We start from the raw sequence: 22,005 nt of genomic DNA, 5'->3' as shown, positions 1-22,005 counted from the left end.
AACGACGCGGTCCTTCCGGTTTCGATGGCATCTTGGCGGCACCGCGACTGTGCGCGTGGCGTCGTGGGCAGAACTGATTTCCGACGTCCGTGCCTGGCGCTGGCGTCATCGATGAGGCGACAAAGAATGCGAATCCTCGTTTGCGGTGCTGGTGGCCAAGTGGGGCGAGAGCTTGTTGAGCGAGCGGCAGGTTTCGGCTTGGAAGTGCTGGCCCCGGCGCGGGCGCAGCTGGATATTGCCAAGCCGGAACAGGTCACAGCCGCGATGCGTCAACGTCCTGGGCTGATTATCAATGCGGCGGCCTATACCCACGTGGACAATGCTGAATCCCATAGCGAGCAGGCCTATGCGGTAAACCGGGACGGTGCGCGCAACCTCGCCGAGGCGGCCGACCATGCTGGGATTCCGTTGTTTCACATTTCCACCGATTACGTATTTTCGGGTGAGGCCAATCACCCGTATACAGAGAGCGATGAAACCGGTCCGACTGGCGTTTATGGCGCGAGTAAGCTGGCCGGGGAGGAGGCGATCCTGGCGTGCCTGCCAGCCCATCTGATCCTGCGGACCAGTTGGGTATACGGCGTGCACGGGCACAATTTCGTCAAGACCATGCTGCGCCTCGCACGGCAGCGCGACGCGCTTGGTGTGGTGAGCGATCAGATCGGCTGCCCGACCCAGGCTGGCACAATCGCTGCGGTGCTTCTGGAGCTGGCCCGGCGGCATGCCGCGGGTGCTGAACTCACCTGGGGCGTGTACCACTACAGCGGCGCGCCGGCCTGCTCGTGGTATGACTTTGCCGTCGAGATTTTCCGCCAGGGCGAGGGAGCCGGGCTGCTTGGGCGGCAGCCGACGGTATCGCCGATCGCAACTGCGCAATATCCGACGCCTGCTCGTCGCCCGGCCTGGTCGGTGCTCGATTGCAGTCGCTTCGAGTCGACCTTCGGCCTGAAACTCCACGCCTGGCAGGACGACCTGGCCGATGTCATTGCGACCCTGCAACAGCAGGAGCAGCGCTCCGTGGCTCGCGAAAGAAGCTTTCGCGCCTGATGCGATGTGAGGCGGTCGCCCGGCCGCCGTGCGATTTTCCCGGTCACCGGTGTATCCTTGCGCCCCCGCGCCTCGTCGCGGCCTGACGTTCGGCTCTCGCGAGGAAGCGCAGCATGGTGGTGGTGTTGGCAATCCTGCCGATCTTCGGTCTGATTACGCTCGGCTATCTGTTCGGCTGGCGGCAATGGTTGAGCAACGAAGGCGCCGCCGGGCTGGCCAGTGTCACTTTCAAACTGTTCATGCCGGCCGTGTTGTTTACCGGCATTGCCCGTGCCGAGCTGAACGACGGCATGTCGCCGATGCTGCTGCTGGCGTATTTCCTGCCTGTTCTGTTGGTGTTCCTCCTCGTCAACCTCGTAGCTCATCACCGGGCGGGACGGGCGACTCCGTTGGGTCTTACGGCCGCCTACTCGAATAATGTGCTGGTCGGTATTCCGCTGGTGACGACACTGCTCGGCGCAGAAAGCCTGGTCTACGTGTTTGCCATCCTGGTCTTCCACAGCCTGGTGCTGTTCTCCTTGCAGAGCTTTTATGCCGCGCTGGGCGATGGCGACAAGGTTAGCGTTCCCGCCTTGCTGAAGAATCTGGCGAATCCACTGATCATCGGCCTGGTGCTTGGGGCGTTGCTGAATCTATCCGGTCTGGCGTTGCCCGAGCCGCTGTGGCGGGTGGCCGGATGGCTGGCGCAAGCGGCGCTGCCCTGTGCGCTGATGGTGCTGGGTATCAGCCTGTCGCGTTACCGGTTGCGGCCAAGCGGCTCGGTGCTGGTGCTGACACTGACCAAGCTGGTGCTGTTTCCTGCGCTGGTCTGGTGGTTGAGCGGGTTGCTGCCGGGGCTGAATCAGGATGCTCGCAATGTGCTGGTGCTGCTTGCCGCCTGCCCCAGCGGAGTCAATGTGCTGGCCTTCGTGAAACATTCCGATGACACCCGCGCGGTCAGCTCGACCGTATTCCTCTCCACCGTGACGGCAGCCGTCAGCTTGCCCTTGTGGATGCTGCTGGCCGCTGGCTGAGGCGTTCGCCCGTTGCTCGTTGCCTATCTTGACGTTTGCAGGTCGGATTTTACGAACGCCCTCGGGCCGGGGCTGTCACAAAATTACAGACTTGGAAAAACGGGAGAGAGCAGCATGCTGAAATTCATTGGCGGGACCGCGGGAATCATCTTCATCATCGGCCTGATCGTGGTGATCGGGATCTTCAAGCTGCTGTTCTGACGGAACAGGGTTGCTTTAGGGCTGTTCGGCGCGCGCCGTGCAGCCCTTTTTCATGCGCGGTCACTTGCTGCCGCCTTGCTCCTGTGCCCCCGCCATGATGTCTTCCAGCCGCAAGCCAGTCAGGCCGTGGATGGTGCGCCAGAGATAGTAGAAGATCGCCATCATCATCAGCATGCTGGGGATTGCGATCATCGGGTAGCTGAGCAGTGTCATGCGGCCCAGTTCGGCGTTGAATGCTTCACTGCCGGCCGGGCTGTTGACGATCCATTTGGCCAGCACGTAATTCATGAATGACGAAAAAAAGAAGGTGCCGCTGAGCAGGTAGGTCGCACGCAGCAGGCGTGTCTCGAAGTGCTCGACCTGACCGTTGTGCTCGAGTTGCTGGTGAATCTTGTCGACGTTGAGCACCTTGGGGTTGTACAGCAGGGTGCGAATCAGCGGGTAGCGGGTGCGCGTCGACGCCAGCACGGCGATGCCGATGATGCCCGGCACGGCAGCTTCCTTGATTGCCAGCCACTGGGTATCCAGCTGCAGCAGGCCTATGCCGCCGGTCAGCAAGACGCTGATCAAACCAAGCAGGGCGATCCAGTTGAACTTGCGGTACTTGACCCGCTCCCATAGCCCCCAGCCCAGCGGGAAGGCGAGGGCGAGCAGCAGAGCGCCGTCGGCACCCAGGCGTTCTTCACCACTGAGCTTCATCAGGATTAGCGAGGGGAGCACGATACTGACGGCCAGGTCGATCAGTGGACGCGGTTTATGTTCGGCGTGGGTCTGGGTGGTATCGGTCATGACATCGAGTTAGTCGAAAGAGGGCTGCATGATCGCCTGTGTGGCGCCTGTTCGCCAGACCATCTTCGTCGGTCTGCGTAGTCAGCGCCTTTATGCAGTGCGATAGATGCTGCTTCAGCGGCACTCCGAGTCGCTCCGCCGCATGCGCCACTGGCCATGCTCGAACGCCAGAACGATCAGCATGGCGAGGGCGAATGGCAGCAACAAGTAGAACCCGCGAAAGACGATAAGCGCCGCCAGCACATCGACCTTAGGCAGCTCGGGGAGCGCGGCGAGAAAAGTCAGTTCCAGTACGCCGAGCCCTCCAGGCGCGTGGGACAGCAGCGCCAGGGAGAACGAAGCGAGAAATACGCCGAGGATTGTCAGGTAACCCGGGTTGTTCTCCGCAGGCAGTGCGAAGTAGATGATTGCCGCCGCGCAGAGCAGCTCCAGTGGTCCGGCCAGCAGCTGGCGGGCTACGATCGGTAGTCGCGGATATTCGATGTGCCATTTGCCCAGGCGCCAGGCAGGCAGCTGACGCCAGGCACCGAAAACATAGAGCGCGATCAATACAAGCAGGCCGGTACCAATGGCGATCGAAACCCAGCCGGCGCCGTGCGCTATGCGCTCCAGCAGCTGTGGCTTGAGGATCAGAACGACGCCACCGGCGAACAGGGTGCCCAGGGTGAACGTCAATGAGCAGAAGACGATGAGGATGCCGATTTCCTGTGGCGTAAGTCCCTTGCTGCGGTAGGCGCGGTAGCGCACCAGGGCTCCGGAAAAAACCGACGCACCTATGTTGTGGGCCAAGGCGTAGGTGGTGAACGAGCAGAGGGTGATGAACCACCAGGATATCTTCTTGCCCAGATGTGCCATGGCGATGCGGTCGTACCAGGCCAGCGCGACGTAGGCGCCGAGGGTCGATATCGCAGCCAGCAGCCAGCCGCCGGCACCAATCGCGTGCAAACTGTCTGTGAGTTCGGCAAGCGAGATGTTGCGAACTTCGTGGTATAGCAGATAGCCGGACAGCAGCACGGCCGAGACCCCGATCAGGGTCCAGGCGACATCGCTCCTCTTCATCATTGCGTGGCTCCTTGGAGTCTGCGGGGCGGCCACGCTCGCTGTCAGCGCGCACCGGTCGTCCCTGAGTCGTCGTCAGGTCGATAGTCTCCACCTGTTGCGACTCGTCCAGATAATCGGCAGCAACCGGCCGTATTTGTTCAGTTTTCCGGCTCTCGGGGCGTTCCTCGGCAACGCTCCCAGCTATGCGCTGTCGATTGCAGACCTAGCTGACAGGAGTATGCCAATGACCGACATCCCCCGTGACGAGCATCTGGAAAGCTCCCTGGCACTGCTTGGCGAAGGCTATCCATTCATCCGCGACCGCTGTCAGCGCTTGCATAGCAACCTGTTCCAGACGCGACTGTTAATGCAGAACACCATCTGCCTGAGTGGCCAAGAGGCAGCGCGGCTGTTCTATGACGAGCGCTACCTGCAGCGGGACAAGGCGATGCCGCGAATGTTGAAAAAGACATTGATCGGCGAGGGTGGCGTTCAGGGGCTGGACGGCGAGGCGCATCGGCAGCGCAAGCGCATGTTCATGCAGCTGCTGGACTCCGCTGCCGTTGATGAGGTCGTGCGCTTGACCGAGCAAGGCTGGTGTCGCGCCATCGATGAGTGGCAGGCGCGCAGCGATATCGAGTTGATGAGCGAGGTCCAGTCCATCTTCACCGACAGCGTCTGCCGTTGGGCTGGTGTGCCACTGCCATCCGCGGAATTGCCCGAGCGGCGAGACCAGCTGGTGGCCATGATCGACGGCGCGGGCGGCATCGGCGCGCGGCACTGGGCGGCGCGCAAGGCTCGGCGCGAAGCGGAAATCTGGTTGCAACAGCTAATCAAACAGGCGCGTTCGGGTGAGCTGCAAGCCGCGCCGACGACGGCGCTCATGGTCGTCGCTCATCATCGCAACCTAGATGGCTCTCGCCTCGACAGTCGGGTGGCGGCAGTCGAGTTGCTCAACCTGCTGCGCCCGACCGTGGCGGTCTCCTATTTCATCATCTACGGGGCGCTGGAATTGTTGGCACACCCGCAGTGGCGCGAGCGGCTGCGCAGTGACGATGCCATGCTCGAGCCCTTCGCGCAGGAAGTAAGGCGCCTGCATGCATTCTTCCCGTTTACCGCCGCACGGGTGCGCGAAGGATTCGAGTGGCAGGGTTACCACTTCCCGGCGGGCACGCGCGTGATGCTCGATCTGTGGGGGACCAACAGAGAGGCGAGCCGCTGGAGCGAGCCCGATGCCTTTCAGCCCGAACGATTCGTGGATTGGCAGGACAACGCCTTCAGCTTCGTGACCCAGGGCGGCGGTGATCCGGCCGAGGGTCATCGCTGTCCAGGCGAACGGCTGGCGATTGAACTGCTGAAGGTTGCGCTGCGCACCCTGACTCGGGAGATGGAGTACGCGGTGCCAGCGCAGGATCTGCGCATCGATCTGACGCGCATGCCGGCAAAACCGCAAAGCGGACTGTTGATTAGCGATGTGAAGCGGCTGGCTGGCTGAGGGAGCGGGGCGCTCAATCGACGCTTTCGGCCTGTTTGACCCGAACCCAGTGATCGATCAGCTCGCGCAGGTGCGAGAGTTCCACCGGCTTGGCCATGTGACCATCCATGCCGGCCTCGCGCGCGCGCTCGCGGTGTTCGCTGAGGATATGTGCTGTCAGGGCAACCACCGGCGTGCGCGGGCGTCCGTTGCGTGCTTCCCATTCGCGCAGCTGATGGGTCGCCTGAAAGCCGTCGAGCACGGGCATTTCACAATCCATCAGGACCAGGTCATACGGCTGGGTCTTGATCGCCTCCAGCGCCTCCTCGCCGTTGCAGGCGGTATCCGGCTGCAGGTTGAGCTTGTTCAGCATGCCGCGGATGACCTTGGTCGAGATGCTGTTGTCTTCGGCGACTAAGATGCGGAAGTCGCTGGGAACCTCCAGCGGAGTCAGCGGCTGAGCGGCCGCCGTCTGGCGTAGCTGGCTGCCCTGCTGGCGCTGCGCCAGTTCATCGGCGAGAGTGGTCTTCAGCGTATAGCCGGCGACCGGCTTGGCCAGAATGCGCTTGATGCCAGCATTGCGTGCGATGATCTTGCTCGGGGCGCTGCCCATGCCGGTGAGCATGATCAGTAGAATGTCATGGTTGAGGCTGGAGTCTTCCTTGATCTTGCTCGCCAGCTGCATGCCCGTCATACCCGGCATGTCCTGATCGAGCAGCACCACGTCGAAGTATTCCCGAAGATGGGCTTTGGTGCGTAGCAGGGCTAGCGCCTCCTTGCCGGATGCGACGGCACTGACTTCCAGGCCCCAGGCGCTGCACTGCTGGACCAGTACCTTGCGGCAGGTGTCATTGTCATCGACGATCAGCAGACGTGTGCCCTGTAATGGTCCGTCGAGGTCGGCATTGTTCTGCGCCAGACCTTCGCTGGCCAGCGGCAGGCTGATCCATAGCGTGTTGCCCTGAGTCGTGCCGGTCTGGATGCCAAAATCGCCATCCATCAGCTGTACCAGTTGGCGGGCAATGATCAGCCCGAGGCGCCCGCCATGACGCGTGGCGGCTAGAAAGTCGTGGCTGTCCACCGCTGCGTTGAGCAGCGCATCGCGCTCGTATGACTCGAGCGGCCGCCCGCTGTCTTGCACGGTAATGCGCAGTCGGGGCTTGTCCTGCGGGCCATCTACCGCTGCGATCAGCAACACTTCGCCTTCGTCAGTCTGCTTGAAGGCATTTTCCAGCAGGTTCAGCAAGGTCTGGCGCAAGCGCGTTGGATCGCCGGCTACCACTTGCGGCAGCTGCGGCTGGATGAAACTGATCAGCTCGACCTTTTGCTGTTCCGCCTTGGCGCGGAAGATGCTCAGGCAATCCTCAATCAACGCGTTGAAGTCGAACTGCACGTCATCAAGCTCAATCTGGCCAGACTCCAGCTTGGAAATATCGAGAATCTCGTTGATTAAATTGAGCAGCTCATTGCCGGAGCTGTGGATCGTTTGCACGTAGTCGCGCTGTTTCGCTGAAAGCGAAGTCCCCAACAGCAGCTCGCTCATGCCCAGTACGCCATTCATCGGGGTGCGAAGTTCGTGGCTGATCTTCGACAGAAAGTCAGCCTTGGTTTTCAGTTCGGCGCTGGTAACTGCTTCGGCGGTGTACTGGGTGCGGCTGTCGGTCTGCAGCTGACGTTGCCGCTCGAGCAGTGCGAAGCTGAGCAGCAGGCCGCCAAGGGTCGCCAGACTGAACAGCCCACCGGTCAGCCAGCCAGGATCGAGCTGGTCGAAGCCGAGCAGCATCGGCATGAAAAACACCATGCCACTGTTGAACAGCGTCAGCCCGGCGACAACCAGCCGTGCCGGCTGGTATCCCTGGCGCCAATGGTAGAGCGCAACGAACAGCGTGCTGAACGAAGCGACCAGGCTCATCGAATAGATCAGCCAGCTGTACCAGGGCCATTGGCTGAGCAGGATGCTGCCGGCCAGGGCTAGGAGCAGATTCAGCTCAATGCCCAGCAGCCAAGTGATCCAGGTACGGCCACGGTGATGAAAGAAGCCCAGCGTGTAGCCGAGCAGTGTCGTACTGGCCATCAGCGCAGCCAGATCAGCGATCAGCGGTTGACTGTAGGTGAGTCCCGGCAGCCAGACCGCCAACACCCCGAGATTGGCTATGGCGCAGACCAGCAGCGCACCATGCAGCAGGCTCAGCCAGATATGCGTGGAACTGAGCGTGTAGGCGAAGCGCAGCAGGTTGTACACCATCAACAAGGCCAGCGCGCCGAACAGGGCGCCAAACAGATAGGCCGGTTTGGTCTGACTGACCAGCCCGCTGTCGTCGATGGTCTTGAACCAGGTCATCACCGGGTGGCTGGATTGCATGCGGATGTAGGCTTCCCGTGGCTGCCCGTCATTCGGCAGGCTGAACAGGTAGGCTCGATTGGGCAGTGGTCTGGCGCTGAGCGGGCGCAGTTCGCCGGTGGCGGTGTGTTGTTCCAGCTGCCCGTCACGTAGCAGGTAAAAATCCAGATACTGCACACGGGGCGCGAACAGCCAGAGCCACTTGGGCTTGGTCAAGGAGGGAAGACTGACCTGTAGCCAGACGGCGCGATTACTGGCCGGGGCGCTGTAAGAGAGCTTCTCGAGTCGCTGGAACAGCGCTCGCTGAGACAGCACTTCGTCGAGAGTGAGCGCGCCGGACTGGTCGATGAGGATTCGCCAGTTCTGCGGTACTGAATCAGCTTCGGCAGTCAGGGCAGGGGAGGGCGACGACTGGGCAATGGCAGCCTGGACCGACAGCGGGATCAGGTTGATCAGCAGCAGGCCGAAGATGACAGCGATGGCAATCCGGAGCCGACCCACTAGAGAAGTCCGTTCATGTGTGTGACGGCGGATTATAGCCATGCCGCCACCGGCCTGTAATGCGTGCGGCGGCGATAAAACCTGGCGCCGCACGCATTCCTGATGACAGGCTGGGCTTAACCCTCACCGCGCTCCCGGGCGATGGCGCGATAGCCGATGTCCTTGCGATAGAAACAGCCGTTCCAGCGGATTTTTTCCGCCAGACGGTAGGCCTGCTGCTGCGCCTCGGACACGCTACGGCCGATGGCGGTCGCGCACAGTACGCGGCCGCCGGCAGTGACCACTTGGCCTTGGGCGTTCAGCGCGGTGCCGGCATGGAACACCTTGCCATCCAGCACGGCTGCGTCGTCCAGGCCTTCTATCACGTCGCCCTTGGCGTAGTCGCCCGGGTAGCCGCCAGCTGCCAGTACCACGCCCACGGTCGGGCGCGGATCCCAGGTGGCCTCTACCTTGTTCAGTGCCTTGGCCAGTGCGGCCTCGATCAGCAGGACCAGCGAGGATTCCAGGCGCACCATGATCGGCTGGGTTTCCGGATCGCCGAAGCGGCAGTTGAACTCGATGACTTTCGGCGCGCCGTTCTGGTCGATCATCAGTCCGGCATAGAGGAAGCCGGTGTAGACGTTGCCTTCGGCAGCCATGCCGCGCACGGTCGGGTAGATCACCTCGTCCATCACGCGCTTATGCACTTCGGCGGTGACGACCGGTGCGGGGGAGTAGGCGCCCATGCCACCGGTGTTCGGGCCGCTGTCGCCGTCGCCGACGCGCTTGTGATCCTGGCTGGTGGCCATCGGCAGGACGTGCTCGCCGTCGACCATGACGATAAAACTGGCTTCCTCGCCGTCGAGAAATTCCTCGATCACTACGCGTGCGCCAGCGTCGCCAAAGGCGTTGCCGGAGAGCATGTCGCGTACGGCTTCCTCTGCTTCTTCCAGGGTCATGGCAACGATCACGCCTTTGCCCGCCGCCAGACCGTCGGCCTTGATAACGATCGGCGCACCTTTCTCACGCAGGTAGGCCAGGGCCGGTTCGACTTCGGTGAAGTTCTGGTAGTCGGCGGTCGGGATCGCGTGGCGAGCCAGGAAGTCCTTGGTGAACGCCTTAGAACCTTCGAGCTGCGCGGCCGCGGCGGTCGGGCCGAAGATGTCCAGGCCGCGGCTGCGGAACAGATCGACCACGCCTTTGACCAGCGGTGCCTCGGGGCCGACGATGGTTAACTGCACGTTGGCCGCGGCAAAGTCCGCCAGTTGCTCGATGGCCAGCACGTCGATGGCGACGTTCTCGCACTTGGCTTCAGTGGCGGTGCCGGCGTTGCCCGGGGCGACGAAAACCTTGGCAACGCGTGGGTCCTGCGCGACCTTCCAGGCCAGGGCATGCTCGCGACCGCCGCTGCCAATGATCAGTACGTTCATGGAGATTCTCTGCTATCCGTTGTTCGAGCCGCGTCACTTGTCCGCATACAGCTCATTGATGAAGTCGTCGACCAGCGAGTCCACGTCGCGTTGCAGGTCTTCGGTGGCACGCCTGGGTCGGCTGTAAAAAATGGAGCTTCCTTTAAATACGGGGGCTTCGCTGGCGGTTACACGCGACAAGGTCCAGGTCAGCGATGCGTAGTATTCGCGCTCGGCTTGATGGATGCCTGTCAGGCCGACCGTCTTGGGAAATATCACCAGTCGATGGCTCGCCTTGGTCTTCTCTTCCTGCTGTTTGTTGAGCATCAGCACCAGAGGGACCGGAATCATCTTTCCATAGCCCTCGGAGCTGCCTTGCTCCGAAGCGGAAAAATGCTCTCCGACCGGAGAGTCTTCGAACCAGAGCCAGTGAGCGTTAACGCCATGTGCCTGCAGGCGGGCGCTCAATGTTTTCTGGAGCACCGGGAATAGCGCTTCGCCCATGTACTCCCGGCGCGCGTCCAGAAACGCATATATGTACAGCTCTTGGATCTCCGCTGGCTGAAAATCACTTTGCCGTTTTTCTTGGGTGAAGGTTGAACGGTGAGCACAGCCGCTCAGCCATAGCGCTGCAAGCACCAGGATAGCGAGTCCAATCCTACGCATGACCATTCCTCTCCCTGACAGTGCGGGGTGGTGCCCCGCACTGCTCCTCGCTTAGTGTCTAAAGTGGCGCATGCCGGTGAACACCATGGCAATGCCGGCCTCGTTGGCCGAGGCGATCACCTCGGCGTCGCGCATCGAGCCACCCGGCTGGATCACCGCAGTGATACCGGCCTTGGCCGCGTTGTCGATGCCATCGCGGAACGGGAAGAACGCGTCCGAGGCCATCACCGCACCCGGAACCGGCAGGCCGGCATGTTCGGCCTTGATCGCGGCGATGCGCGCGGAGTTGACGCGGCTCATCTGGCCGGCACCAACGCCGACGGTCTGGCGGTTCTTGGCGTAGACGATGGCGTTGGACTTGACGAACTTGGCCACTTTCCAGGCGAAGATCAGGTCATGGATCTCCTGCTCGGTCGGCGCGCGCTGGGTGACGATCTTCAGGTCTGCTTCGGTGATCATGCCGATGTCGCGGCTCTGGATCAGCAGGCCGCCGTTGACGCGCTTGTAGTCCCAGCCCGGGCTGCGCTCGGCCGGCCACTCGCCGCATTCGAGCAGACGCACATTGGCCTTGCTGGCCACCACGTCGCGCGCAGCTTGAGAAACCTTGGGCGCGATGATCACTTCGACGAACTGGCGCTCGACGATGGCCTTGGCGGTCTCGCCGTCCAGCTCGCGGTTGAAGGCGATTATGCCGCCGAACGCCGACTCGCTGTCGGTGGCGTAGGCCAGGTCGTAGGCCTTGCGGATGCCGCCTTCGTCTTCCGGTACCACGGCGACGCCGCAGGGGTTGGCATGCTTGACGATCACGCAGGCAGGCTTGACGAAGCTCTTCACGCACTCCAGCGCGGCGTCGGTGTCGGCCACGTTGTTGAACGACAGCTCTTTGCCCTGCAGTTGCCTGGCGGTGGCGACGCAGGCTTCGTCCGGCTTCTCGACGTAGAAGGCGGCCTGCTGGTGCGGGTTCTCGCCGTAGCGCATGTCCTGCGCCTTGATGAACTGCATGTTGTAGGTGCGCGGGAACAGGCTGCGATTGTCGGTGCTGAGCTGCTCGGTACTCTGGTCGATGCCGCCGAGGTAATTGGCGATCATGCCGTCGTAGCCGGCGGTGTGTTCGAACGCCTTCAGCGCCAGGTCGAAGCGCTGGGCGTAGGTCAGCCCACCGTTCTTCAGGTTGTCGACCACTGCCGCGTAGTCCTCGGCATTGACCACGATGGCGACGTCCTTGTGGTTCTTCGCCGCGCTGCGGACCATGGTCGGGCCGCCGATGTCGATGTTCTCGATGGCGTCCGGCAGGGTGCAGCCGGGCTTGGCCACGGTGGCGGCGAACGGATAGAGGTTGACCGCCACCAGATCGATCGGCGCGATGCCATGCTCGGCCATCACTGCGCCGTCCAGGTCACGACGACCAAGGATGCCGCCGTGGATCTTCGGGTGCAGAGTCTTCACCCGGCCGTCCATCATCTCCGGGAAGCCGGTGTAGTCGGCGACTTCGACGGCAGCGATGCCGTTCTCGCGCAGCAGCTTGAAGGTACCGCCGGTGGAGAGGATCTCGACGCCGAGGGCTTCGAGTTCACGGGCGAAATCGACGACGCCGGTCTTGTCGGACACGCTGATCAGCGCGCGGCGCACGGGAAGGCGGGTGGTTTGGTCGGTCATTGACGTTTCCTAGAGGCTACAGGCTTGAGGCCGCGAAGCCGGCAGGCGCGGACAGCCGCACCTGCCGGCAGTCGCGTCAGAGCAGGTCGTACTGTTTGAGTTTCTTGCGCAGGGTGCCGCGGTTCAGGCCCAGCAGCTCGGAAGCCTTGGTCTGGTTGCCCTTGACGTAATTCATCACGGTTTCCAGCAGCGGCGCTTCCACTTCGGAAAGTACGAGGTTGTAAACGTCCGTGACGTCGGCACCTTCGAGTCGGGCGAAATAGTTGTGCAGCGCCTTCTCGACGCTGCCTCGTAGCGTCTGTCCCGCTTCGCTCGGCGTGTTCAGGTGCTGCTTGAGGTTCACGTTGTCACTCACGGATGTTGTTCCACTTACCAATGTTTCATTCAACAGCGTCATGCGGCCACCTCTGTTCCATCCACCGAGCCAGGCCCTGAGCGTTGTTCGGCAAAGAATTGCCGGATGCTGAGGCCCTGTGCATCCCTGTCTTCCAGATGATTGAAACGGGCACGGAAGTCCCGCGCGCCCGGCAGTGTTGTGAGATACCAACCCACGTGTTTGCGGGCGATACGGACTCCCATCACCTCGCCATAGAATTCATGCAGCGCCTGCACATGCTCCAGCAGGGTGCTTTCAACTTCATCCAGCGTCGGCGCCGCGAGCAGTTCGCCGGTGCGTAGATAATGCTCCACTTCGCGAAAAATCCACGGGCGACCCTGCGCCGCACGTCCGATCAGCAGGCCGTCCACTCCGGTTGCACGCAGCACCCGGGCAGCCTTTTGTGGCGAGTCGATATCGCCATTGGCGAACACCGGGATGGACACCGCCTGCTTGATGGCGGCGATGGTCTCGTACTCGGCCTCGCCGGTGTACAGGTCGGCGCGGGTTCGCCCGTGAACGGCAAGCGCCGCAATGCCCGACTGCTCGGCGATATGCGCGACGGTCAGACCGTTCTTGTTCTGCCTATCCCAGCCGGTACGGATCTTCAGCGTCACCGGCACGTCCACGGCGGCGACCACGGCTGCGAGAATTTCCGCGACCAGCCGCTCATCGCGCATCAATGCCGAGCCGGCGGCCTTGTTGCAAACCTTCTTCGCCGGGCAGCCCATGTTGATGTCGATGATCTGGGCCCCTAGTTCCACATTGCGCCGTGCGGCATCAGCGAGCATCTGCGGATCGCCACCGGCGATCTGTACGGAGCGCGGCTCGGGCTCGTCGGCATGCGGTATGCGCAGGCGCGACTTGCGGCTGTTCCACAGGCGCACATCGCTGGTGAGCATTTCCGAGACCACCAGGGCCGCGCCGAAGCGGCGACACAGCTGGCGGAACGGCTGATCGGTCACGCCGGCCATGGGCGCGAGGATCAACGGATTGGTCAAGGTGTAGGGGCCGATGCGTACCGCTGACATGAAGATTCCCTGCTTGGGGCCTGCTTGTTAGGTCGATCGGGACTGCAAAAAAGGGTGGGCATAATACCCGCTACGCATGACGGGTTAAAGGCTGTTTTGAACAAATTCTGAACAGCGGTCGCCTTATCGCCGAGAGTTTGGATAAGGCAGGAGCCGGGGATAGGAGCGCCGTCAGGGCGCATCAGGGCGTTCGCCGATGCTATTCGGGCGAATGGAAGCTCAGGCTGTAGTTAACGGCCTTGGCGCCGGGGTCAAGGATGTCCAGTGCGATGTGGATAGGCACCTGCGGCGGCATCTGTGATCGTCCTGCGAGCTCGCCGGACAGGTATTCACTGGGTTTGAAGCTGCGGCTGGCGAGCAGTTTGCCGTTCAGGTCGGCGAAGCGGATTTCCAGCAGCGGGAACGGCTGCGCGAAGGCCGCACGGTTGTAGAGAATCGCGTCCACTACCAGGGCGCCAGTAAATTCGGGGTGGCTTCGCACCACCAGATTGCTGCTCTTGATCTGGTCTATGTCGACCAGTGCAGGCAATTCACAGCCTAATGTCGGGCAGACGCGCTCGAACCAGATCCGGTACTGGTGCTGGCGCGAAAGTTCTTCGAAGTTGTAGGCGACGTACTGTGCCCCCAAGGCCAGCACGGCGAGGAGGTTCAGTGCGCCCCAGCCCAGCCAACGTCCCCAGGGCTTCTTGCGTTCCTGCCAGTCCAGTTGTAACGGTTCGTCGTCGAGTTCGAACAGCGGTTCGCCACGCAGGTCAGGTTCGCGGCGCGGTTCGGTTGGGGAGGCGGCGTCCTCCAGGTTTTCTGGCTCAGGCGAAGCCGCCAGCTCCGGCTCGACGCGCTCGACGCGAGCTTGCTGCGCGTTGCCGATATTCTTCTGCCTGGAGTCAATTGCCAGGGGGCTTGGCGGCTTTGGTGAGTCCAGCGTGACCGGAGTGAAGTGGATGATCTCGTCGCCTTGCTTATCCGATGGCTGCTCGGTGCTGCGTTCGGCATGCAGAAGGATCTCTGCCCAGCTTTCATCGTGCTCGGCTGCTGCGTCCGTCTTCGCTGTGCGGGGTGCCGGGACAGCGGTTTCGGTTTCAAGGTGGAGCAGATCACGCGCCAGTTCGCGCTCCTGCTGCTCCAGCTTGGCCAGCTCTTCGTCCAGATCAAGGCTGTCGAGATCCAGGTCGTCATGAATCCACAAGGTTTCATCAGTCTTGGCGGTCGGTGCCGGTTCGACGATCTTGGCGGTCTCGACCGCTTGCGCCTTGATAGACGCGGCATGGGGGGCGCTCAGTGGCTGCGCTGGGTCCGGCTCGTCGCGTAGCAGATGGTGGACTGCGTTGAACACTTCCAGGCAGGCGCCGCAGCGCACTGCGCCGTGGGCCGCGCGCAATTGGCTGCGGCTGATACGGAAGCGGGTGCTGCAGTTGGGACACTGGGTGATGAAGCTGGTCATGCGTGTTTCCGCGCGAATGTGCCGGCTAGTCTAGCGTAAGCCGGTCGCCGAGCGGCAGTAGGCCGGCGCGGCGGCTATGCGAGTGTGCGGGCGAAGTCGCAAGCCGCTCATCATGCACGACGGATGCCGCTGATGCGCACCCAGCCGTCCTTGTCTGCGGTTGGGTCGAGTTCGAATGCCTCGCTATAAGCGGCGCGTACCTCCTCCGCCTGCTCGGCCAGGATGCCGGACAGCGCCAGACGGCCGCCGGGCTTGACCAGTGCGGTGATGCGCGGCGCGAGCGAAACGAGCGGCCCGGCCAGGATATTGGCGACCACTACATCTGCTGGCTCCTCCGGCAGTGCTTCGGGCAGATATAGCGCGAAGCGCTCCTCGGCGATCCCGTTACGTTCGGCATTGTCGCGCGAGGCGTCCAGTGCCTGGGTGTCGATATCGGTGCCGACGGCATGTTCGGCACCCAGCAGCAGACCGGCAATCGCCAGGATTCCCGAGCCGCAACCGAAATCCAACAGCGATTGGCCATGCAGGGATTGAGCATCCAGCCATTCGAGACAGAGTGCCGTGGTGGGGTGGGTCCCGGTGCCGAAGGCCAGTCCGGGGTCCAGTAGCAGGTTCACTGCATCGGGCTCGGGTGCCGAATGCCAGCTGGGCACGATCCACAGGCGGCGGCCGAAACGCATCGGCTGGAAGTTGTCCATCCAGCTGCGCTCCCAATCCTGGTCTTCGATCACCTCGACCTGGTGCTCGGGCAATTCGCCACCGCGCAACAGCTGCAGGTGCGCGAGCAGGGAGTCCGGGTCGGTATCGGCTTCGAACAGTGCCAGCAGGTGCGTGTGCGACCACAGCGGGGTGGTGTTGAGATCCGGTTCGAAGATCGGCTGATCTTCGGCGTCCATGAACGTCACGGAGACCGCGCCCAGATCCAGCAGCTGGTTCTCCAGTGCTTCGGCCTGATCGGGGGTGATGGCGAGTCGGATCTGCAGCCAGGACATGGAAGCCTCTCGAATGGGGTCGCGGTAAAGCCGGCAAGCTTACTGGAGGGTGCGAGTCGCGGCCAGGGTAGGGTATCGGGTCGCGGCTTTCAAAAACGACAGAGGCCGCCCGAAGGCAGCCTCTGTAGTACAGCGCCGAGCGGGGCTCAGTGCTTGTCCATACCCAGTTTCTTCTCCAGATAATGGATGTTTACGCCGCCCCTGCAGAAGCCGGGGTCGCGCACCAGATCGCGGTGCAGCGGGGCGTTGGTCTTGATGCCATCGACGATCAGCTCGTCCAGTGCGTTGCGCATGCGGCCCATGGCCTCGTCGCGGTTCGCCCCGAAGGTGATCAACTTGCCGATCAGCGAATCGTAGTGCGGTGGAACCGAGTAACCGTCGTAGAGGTGCGAATCGACGCGCACGCCGTTGCCGCCCGGCGCATGGAAGTGCTTCACCTTGCCTGGGCTGGGCATGAAGGTACGCGGGTCTTCGGCGTTGATGCGGCATTCGACGGCATGGCCGCGGATGACGACATCTTCCTGCTTGATCGACAGCTTCTGGCCGCCACCGATCAGCAGCATCTCCTTGACGATGTCGATGCCGGTGACCATTTCGGTAACCGGATGCTCGACCTGAACGCGGGTGTTCATCTCGATGAAGTAGAAGTTGCCGTCTTCATAAAGGAACTCGAACGTGCCGGCGCCGCGGTAGCCGATGTCGATGCACGCCTTGACGCAGCGGGCCTGGACCTTGCGGCGGGCCTCTTCGTCGATCAGCGGGGCTGGGGCTTCCTCGATCACCTTTTGGTGACGGCGCTGCAGCGAGCAGTCGCGGTCGCCCAGGTGGATCGCGTTACCCTGGCCGTCGGCCAGTACCTGGATTTCCACGTGGCGTGGATTGGTCAGGAATTTCTCGAGGTAAACCATCGGATTGCCGAAGGCTGCCCCTGCTTCGTTGCGGGTCAGTTTGGCCGAAGCGATCAGGTCCTCTTCCTTGTGCACGACGCGCATGCCGCGACCGCCGCCGCCGCCGGCGGCTTTGATGATCACCGGGTAGCCCACTTCACGGGCGATGCGCAGCGCTTCCTTCTCGTCTTCCGGCAGCGGGCCGTCAGAGCCCGGAACGGTCGGCACGCCGGCCTGCTTCATCGCGTCCTTGGCGGACACCTTGTCACCCATCAGGCGAATGACGTCGGCGGTTGGGCCGATGAAGGTAAAGCCGGACTTCTCCACCTGTTCGGCGAAGTCGGCGTTCTCGGCGAGGAAACCGTAGCCGGGATGGATGCCGTCGGCTCCGGTGACTTCGGCAGCGGCGATCAGCGCCGGGATGCTCAGGTAGGACTTGGCAGAGGCGGCCGGGCCGATGCAGACGGACTCGTCGGCCAGCGACACGTGCATCAGGTCACGGTCGGCAGTGGAGTGCACAGCCACGGTCTTGATGCCCAGTTCCTTGCAAGCGCGCAGAACTCGAAGGGCGATCTCGCCGCGGTTGGCGATCAGTACTTTTTCCAACATCGCTGGCTCTCCGCGGTTCAAACGATGGTGAACAGCGGCTGGTCGTATTCGACCGGCTGACCATTCTCCACCAGGATGGATTCGATGGTGCCGCTGATCTCGGCCTCGATGTGGTTCATCATCTTCATGGCTTCTACGATGCAGAGGATGTCGCCCTTCTTCACGCTCTGACCGACTTCGACGAACGCCTTGGATTCCGGCGAGGATGCACGGTAGAAGGTGCCGACCATCGGCGAGCGGACCACGTTGCCGTTCAGCTTGGGCGCGGCAGGGGCGGCGTCGCCAGCTGGGGCGGCGGCAGCTACCGGAGCGGGAGCAGGTGCAGCCGGAGCCTGGGCGTAGATGGGCTGCTGCATCGCGACCTGCTTGCTGTGGCGGCTGATTCGTACCGACTCTTCACCCTCGTGGATTTCCAGTTCGTCGATACCGGACTCTTCCAGCAGTTCGATCAGCTTTTTGACTTTGCGAATATCCATGAAGCATTGACTCCGAGGTAAGTTCAAAGGGCATTGCTGCTCGCTTCTTCAAGACACGACGCCGTGCGTGCGGGTCCCTCAGGAAGCAGCGAGTTGTTCCAGGGCGGCCTCCAAGGCCAGCCGGTAGCCGCTGGCGCCAAGGCCGCAGATCACACCCACCGCGATATCGGAAAAGTAGGAGTGATGGCGGAAAGGTTCACGCTTGTGCACGTTGGACAGGTGCACTTCGATGAATGGGATGCTCACGGCCAGCAATGCGTCACGTAATGCGACGCTGGTATGCGTGAATGCCGCGGGATTGATCAGAATGAAGTCGACGCCTTCGCTACGGGCGGCATGGATGCGCTCGATCAGCTCGTACTCGGCGTTGGATTGCAGATGCAGCAGATGGTGTCCGCGATCACGGGCGTGCTGCTCCAGATCCTGGTTGATCTGCGCCAGCGTCACTGCGCCGTAGACGCCTGGCTCGCGGGTACCGAGCAGATTCAGATTCGGCCCGTGCAGGACCAGAAGCGTGGCCATTGATGTTCCTTGTTTTTCTGGATGCGCTGGCCGGCCAATGGCGGCTGGGTCGCGAAGGTGAAAAACTATGCCCCAAGCGAGGGCTGACTGTCCAGTCATGTCTCGATCGAAGGAAATGCCCGCATTATGTCTGAAGATTGCCGCATTCGATTTGTGGGGTGCGATGATCGGAAGTGCAGCGGGCGAGGCTGAAAAGCCTCCCTTTGCGGGTTATAACAACCCAGCGGCACGGTCCAATCGCTCGGCGAAGCCGGAGGCGTCTATTTCGCCGACTACGCGGACATCGCCCATCTCGTTACCGCTGCGATCGAAGAACAGGATGGCCGGCGGGCCGAACAGCTTGTAACGGTCCAGCAAGCTGCGCTGGGCTGCGTTGCTTTCGGTGATATCGAAGCGGATTAGACGATAGTCGGCCAGGCGCGGCGCTACCTGCGGATTGGCGAAGACCTCGCGTTCGATCACCTTGCAGCTGATGCACCAGTCGGCATACCAGTCCAGCATCAGTGGTTGGCCGGCAGCGCGGGCCGCGGCCAGTTGTGCGTCGAGCTCTGCAGGCGTAGAGATCGTGTGCCAGCCTTCGCCGGCCATGCTGCTTGGCGTTGATCCGCCAATGGCATGCGGTAGCGGTCGGAGCGGGTCCGAGCCACCCTGCAATGCGCCGACCCAGGCCGCCAGCGCATAGACCAGCAATACCAGGCCGGCTAGTTGGGCGAGCTTTTGCCGTGGTGTCTTGCTGGTGAACTCAAGCGTGCCAAGAAAGACTGCGCTGCCGGCGGCCAGCAGGCCCCACAATGCTAGCGCCAGCGGGCCAGGCAGTACGCGTTCGAGCATCCAGACGGCGACGGCTAACAGAAGCACACCGAATACGTTGCGCACGCTGATCATCCAGAGGCCGCTCTTGGGTAGCAGGGCCCCGCCACCCGTGGCGAACAGTACCAGCGGGGCACCCATGCCCAGGCCCAGGGCGAACAGCTTCAGGCCTCCGCCCAGCGCGTCGCCGCTGGCGCTGATGTACAACAGTGCGCCGGCCAGTGGGGCGGAGACGCAGGGCGATACCAGCAGACTGGACACCGCGCCAAGAAGCGCGGCGCCGGTGAACGAGCCGCCTCGAGCATTGCCAGCGAGGCGGTCGAGTCGGCTGCTGAGTGTCTGGGGAAGGCGCAGCTCGAAAAGGCCGAACATGGAGAGGGCAAAGGCAACGAAGAACAGCGCAAATGGCACAAGCACCCAGGGTGACTGCAGGCGGGCCTGCAGATTCAGCTCTGCTCCGAATACCCCCATCAGCGCGCCGAGCAGGGCGAAGCCGCCCGCCATCGGCAACACATAGGCCAGCGAGAGCAGAAAGCTGCGCATGCCGCCTGGTTGGTCACGCAGCACGACACCAGTGAGGATCGGCAGCATCGGCAGCACACAGGGTGTGAAGGTCAGGCCCAGGCCGGCCAGGAAGAAGAGGGCAATGGCTTTCCAAGAAAGATCGCGTTCGCTGGACTGATCGCCGGCGGCAGTCGTCGTCGACGCTGCCCCGTCACCAATGGGCAGCGATTCGGTTTCCGGCGGGTAGCACAGCCCCTTGTCGGCGCAACCCTGATAGGACACCTGCAGAACGAAAGGGCGGTTGTCCGGGTTGGTGACCGGTATTTCGATATCGAGGATGCCGTAATAGGCTTCGATTTCGCCAAAATAGTCGTCGACCTTGGGCTCGCCTGCGGGCAGTTGCGCCTCGCCGAGCGTGACGTTCGCCTCGCTGCTCTTAAAAGCAAAGCGGTGTCGATAGAGGTAGTAGCCCTCCGCTGCGACGAAGCGCAGCGTGATTCGTTCGGGGGCGGCTTCCACCAGACTCAGGCGGAAGGCCTCACGCACGGGCAGGAAGTCGCCACTGTTATTCAGCGCGCCACCAAGGGCTGCGCTCGGTTTGCTGTCGAACAGGCCAGCGTTGGCGGGAAGCGCAAAGAGCAGGAGCAGCAGACTCAGCAGGCGAAGCATGGCGATCTCACGGTAAAGCTGTGGCGGCATGATAACCAAGCGCGGGCGTCGGCGCCCGCGCTCAACTGTCGCTCTGCCGATCAGTTTGCAACCAGATGCTGTTCTGGTCCTCGACTACATCCAGTTGGCGCAGCGCCTGGCCGGCGCAGGGGCCGGCCACGCACTCGCCGGATTCGATGAGAAACAGCGCCCCATGGGTTGCGCATTGCAGCAGGCTGCCGCTGTCGTCGAGGAACTGGTCGGGCTGCCATTCCAGGGGCACGCCGCGGTGTGGGCAGCGATTCTCGTACAGGTACGGCAGGCCATCGCGTCGAACGGCGATCACCTTCAGTTCGCCAACCGTGAAGCCGCGGCTCTGCCCTTCGAGCAGTTCGGATGTCGCGCACAATCGAATCATCATGTCCTCCGCCAGAGGCGGCGATTATCGCAGCAAAGTGTTGCGTGCGGCCCGATAACGCCTATCGGGGTGGCGGCTGCCGCGGCGCGCTCTTATCCTTCGTCGCTCATACCGCTTGGCGAAGCACTCCGATGGGTAGTCTGGTTCCCGTGCGCTTTCTGTTTTTCGTGCTCGGTCTGTTGCTGCTGACCGCCATCTGGCTGTCGCTGGCACTGGGGCCGCTGAGCCTGACGCTCGGCGATAGCCTGTCTGCTGCGTTGCGGCTGCTCGGCGCGCCGATCGAGCAAGCCGGGCTGGAACAGGCGGAGCTGGTCCTCGCGCAGATTCGTCTGCCGCGGACGCTGCTTGGCTGTGCTGTCGGCGCGGTGCTGGCGCTTTGTGGGGTGGCGATGCAGGGCCTGTTTCGTAATCCGCTGGCCGATCCAGGATTGGTCGGGGTATCCAGTGGTGCAGCCCTGGGCGCCGCGGTTGCGATCGTCGGCGCCACATTCGTCCCGGCATTGCCGCTGATCTGGGAGCCCTACGTCTTGTCCGCATTCGCTTTCACCGGTGGGCTTGGTGTAACGCTGCTGGTCTATCGCCTGGGGCGGCGCGACGGCCAGACCCATGTTGCCACCATGTTGCTTTCGGGCATCGCGCTTACGGCGCTCGCCGGTGCGGTTGTCGGATTGTTCACCTATCTGGCCGACGATCGAACGTTGCGCTCGCTGACCTTTTGGAATCTCGGCAGTCTGAACGGCGCCAGCTACGCGCGGCTTTGGCCGCTACTGCTGATAACGATTGCGGTGGCGCTGTGGCTGCCACGGCGGGCGAAAGCTTTGAATGCGTTGTTGCTGGGCGAGTCGGAAGCGCGCCATCTGGGCTTCGATGTCGAGCGGGTCAAGCGCGAACTGGTGGTCTGCACAGCCCTGGGCGTCGGTGCGGCGGTTGCGGCGGCCGGTCTGATCGGCTTTATCGGTTTGGTGGTGCCGCATCTGATGCGCCTGTTGGTCGGGCCCGATCATCGGCTGTTGTTGCCCGCATCGGCCCTTGCTGGCGCGAGCCTGCTGCTGCTGGCCGATGTTGCCGCGCGGCTGGTGATTGCGCCCGCCGAGCTGCCTATCGGTATTGTCACTGCATTGCTCGGGGCGCCGTTCTTCCTCTATCTCCTGCTGCGTGAGCGCGCCTGATGCTG

General features: G+C 62.7%; 20 protein-coding genes. 5 read left to right on the top strand and 15 right to left on the bottom strand.

The window, feature by feature from the left end; all coding sequences use genetic code 11:
* Nucleotides 1–126 precede the first annotated feature (126 nt).
* The 3 genes from rfbD (at nucleotide 127) to UIB01_RS23120 (ending at nucleotide 2,261) form a co-directional block, all read left to right on the top strand.
* Nucleotides 127–1,047, top strand: a complete 921-nt coding sequence (gene rfbD / locus UIB01_RS16585; RefSeq protein ID WP_038662921.1) for a dTDP-4-dehydrorhamnose reductase — start codon at nucleotides 127–129, stop codon at nucleotides 1,045–1,047.
* A 113-nt stretch (nucleotides 1,048–1,160) separates the two neighbouring features.
* Entirely contained in the window at nucleotides 1,161–2,060 is a 900-nt protein-coding gene (locus UIB01_RS16580; RefSeq protein ID WP_038662918.1) for an AEC family transporter, read from the top strand.
* Between the two features lie 12 nt (nucleotides 2,061–2,072).
* The gene (locus UIB01_RS23120; protein ID WP_146031068.1) at nucleotides 2,073–2,261 is read left to right on the top strand and encodes a small membrane protein YohP; all 189 of its coding nucleotides are present in this window, start codon (nucleotides 2,073–2,075) and stop codon (nucleotides 2,259–2,261) included.
* 60 nt (nucleotides 2,262–2,321) lie between these two features.
* On the opposite strand, the gene UIB01_RS16575 is transcribed toward UIB01_RS23120, so the two are convergent.
* Nucleotides 2,322–3,050 (bottom strand): VC0807 family protein, encoded by a 729-nt coding sequence (locus tag UIB01_RS16575; protein ID WP_038662915.1) that lies wholly within the window; start codon nucleotides 3,048–3,050, stop codon nucleotides 2,322–2,324.
* 114 nt (nucleotides 3,051–3,164) lie between these two features.
* Nucleotides 3,165–4,112: a lysylphosphatidylglycerol synthase transmembrane domain-containing protein gene (locus tag UIB01_RS16570; RefSeq protein WP_038662912.1), complete on the bottom strand. Its 948-nt coding sequence runs from the start codon at nucleotides 4,110–4,112 to the stop codon at nucleotides 3,165–3,167.
* A 223-nt stretch (nucleotides 4,113–4,335) separates the two neighbouring features.
* Between UIB01_RS16570 and UIB01_RS16565 the strand changes: the two genes are divergently transcribed.
* A complete protein-coding gene (locus UIB01_RS16565; protein WP_038662909.1) occupies nucleotides 4,336–5,586 on the top strand; it encodes a cytochrome P450 in 1,251 nt (416 codons plus the stop codon).
* 13 nt (nucleotides 5,587–5,599) lie between these two features.
* Here the strand turns inward: UIB01_RS16565 and UIB01_RS16560 are convergent, their stop codons facing one another.
* From UIB01_RS16560 to UIB01_RS16500, 13 genes are all read right to left on the bottom strand, one after another.
* Complete coding sequence (locus UIB01_RS16560) at nucleotides 5,600–8,407, bottom strand: hybrid sensor histidine kinase/response regulator (protein WP_038662906.1); 2,808 nt, start codon at nucleotides 8,405–8,407, stop codon at nucleotides 5,600–5,602.
* 116 nt (nucleotides 8,408–8,523) lie between these two features.
* On the bottom strand, nucleotides 8,524–9,816 hold the full coding sequence (purD, locus tag UIB01_RS16555) for a phosphoribosylamine--glycine ligase (protein WP_038662903.1): 1,293 nt from the start codon (nucleotides 9,814–9,816) through the stop codon (nucleotides 8,524–8,526).
* 33 nt (nucleotides 9,817–9,849) lie between these two features.
* A complete protein-coding gene (locus tag UIB01_RS16550; protein WP_146031069.1) occupies nucleotides 9,850–10,467 on the bottom strand; it encodes a hypothetical protein in 618 nt (205 codons plus the stop codon).
* Nucleotides 10,468–10,512: 45 nt separating this feature from the next.
* Nucleotides 10,513–12,117: a bifunctional phosphoribosylaminoimidazolecarboxamide formyltransferase/IMP cyclohydrolase gene (gene purH, locus UIB01_RS16545; RefSeq protein ID WP_038662897.1), complete on the bottom strand. Its 1,605-nt coding sequence runs from the start codon at nucleotides 12,115–12,117 to the stop codon at nucleotides 10,513–10,515.
* A 76-nt stretch (nucleotides 12,118–12,193) separates the two neighbouring features.
* Nucleotides 12,194–12,514: a DNA-binding transcriptional regulator Fis gene (gene fis, locus UIB01_RS16540; RefSeq protein ID WP_038662894.1), complete on the bottom strand. Its 321-nt coding sequence runs from the start codon at nucleotides 12,512–12,514 to the stop codon at nucleotides 12,194–12,196.
* Entirely contained in the window at nucleotides 12,511–13,524 is a 1,014-nt protein-coding gene (gene dusB / locus UIB01_RS16535; RefSeq protein ID WP_038662891.1) for a tRNA dihydrouridine synthase DusB, read from the bottom strand. The genes fis and dusB overlap by 4 nt, the downstream gene beginning before the upstream one ends.
* A gap of 199 nt (nucleotides 13,525–13,723) precedes the next feature.
* On the bottom strand, nucleotides 13,724–14,965 hold the full coding sequence (locus tag UIB01_RS16530; RefSeq protein ID WP_038662888.1) for a DUF3426 domain-containing protein: 1,242 nt from the start codon (nucleotides 14,963–14,965) through the stop codon (nucleotides 13,724–13,726).
* A gap of 110 nt (nucleotides 14,966–15,075) precedes the next feature.
* Entirely contained in the window at nucleotides 15,076–15,957 is an 882-nt protein-coding gene (gene prmA / locus UIB01_RS16525; protein ID WP_038662885.1) for a 50S ribosomal protein L11 methyltransferase, read from the bottom strand.
* A gap of 146 nt (nucleotides 15,958–16,103) precedes the next feature.
* The gene (gene accC, locus UIB01_RS16520) at nucleotides 16,104–17,453 is read right to left on the bottom strand and encodes an acetyl-CoA carboxylase biotin carboxylase subunit (RefSeq protein ID WP_038662883.1); all 1,350 of its coding nucleotides are present in this window, start codon (nucleotides 17,451–17,453) and stop codon (nucleotides 16,104–16,106) included.
* A 17-nt stretch (nucleotides 17,454–17,470) separates the two neighbouring features.
* Nucleotides 17,471–17,929, bottom strand: coding sequence for an acetyl-CoA carboxylase biotin carboxyl carrier protein (accB, locus tag UIB01_RS16515; RefSeq protein ID WP_038662880.1), 459 nt, complete (start codon nucleotides 17,927–17,929; stop codon nucleotides 17,471–17,473).
* A 78-nt stretch (nucleotides 17,930–18,007) separates the two neighbouring features.
* Nucleotides 18,008–18,451 (bottom strand): type II 3-dehydroquinate dehydratase, encoded by a 444-nt coding sequence (gene aroQ / locus UIB01_RS16510; protein WP_038662877.1) that lies wholly within the window; start codon nucleotides 18,449–18,451, stop codon nucleotides 18,008–18,010.
* A 210-nt stretch (nucleotides 18,452–18,661) separates the two neighbouring features.
* Nucleotides 18,662–20,464 carry a protein-disulfide reductase DsbD gene (locus UIB01_RS16505; RefSeq protein ID WP_180983617.1) on the bottom strand — a complete coding sequence of 601 codons (1,803 nt, stop codon included), beginning with the start codon at nucleotides 20,462–20,464 and terminating at the stop codon, nucleotides 18,662–18,664.
* Between the two features lie 31 nt (nucleotides 20,465–20,495).
* Complete coding sequence (locus UIB01_RS16500; protein WP_038665900.1) at nucleotides 20,496–20,831, bottom strand: Rieske (2Fe-2S) protein; 336 nt, start codon at nucleotides 20,829–20,831, stop codon at nucleotides 20,496–20,498.
* A 131-nt stretch (nucleotides 20,832–20,962) separates the two neighbouring features.
* Between UIB01_RS16500 and UIB01_RS16495 the strand changes: the two genes are divergently transcribed.
* A complete protein-coding gene (locus UIB01_RS16495; protein ID WP_038662869.1) occupies nucleotides 20,963–22,000 on the top strand; it encodes a FecCD family ABC transporter permease in 1,038 nt (345 codons plus the stop codon).
* Nucleotides 22,001–22,005 lie beyond the last annotated feature (5 nt).

It is taken from the genome of Stutzerimonas decontaminans, assembly GCF_000661915.1.
GTDB lineage: Bacteria > Pseudomonadota > Gammaproteobacteria > Pseudomonadales > Pseudomonadaceae > Stutzerimonas > Stutzerimonas decontaminans.
The sequence above is the reverse complement of the archived record's forward strand: the minus strand, read 5'-3'. Positions and strand labels throughout refer to the sequence as shown.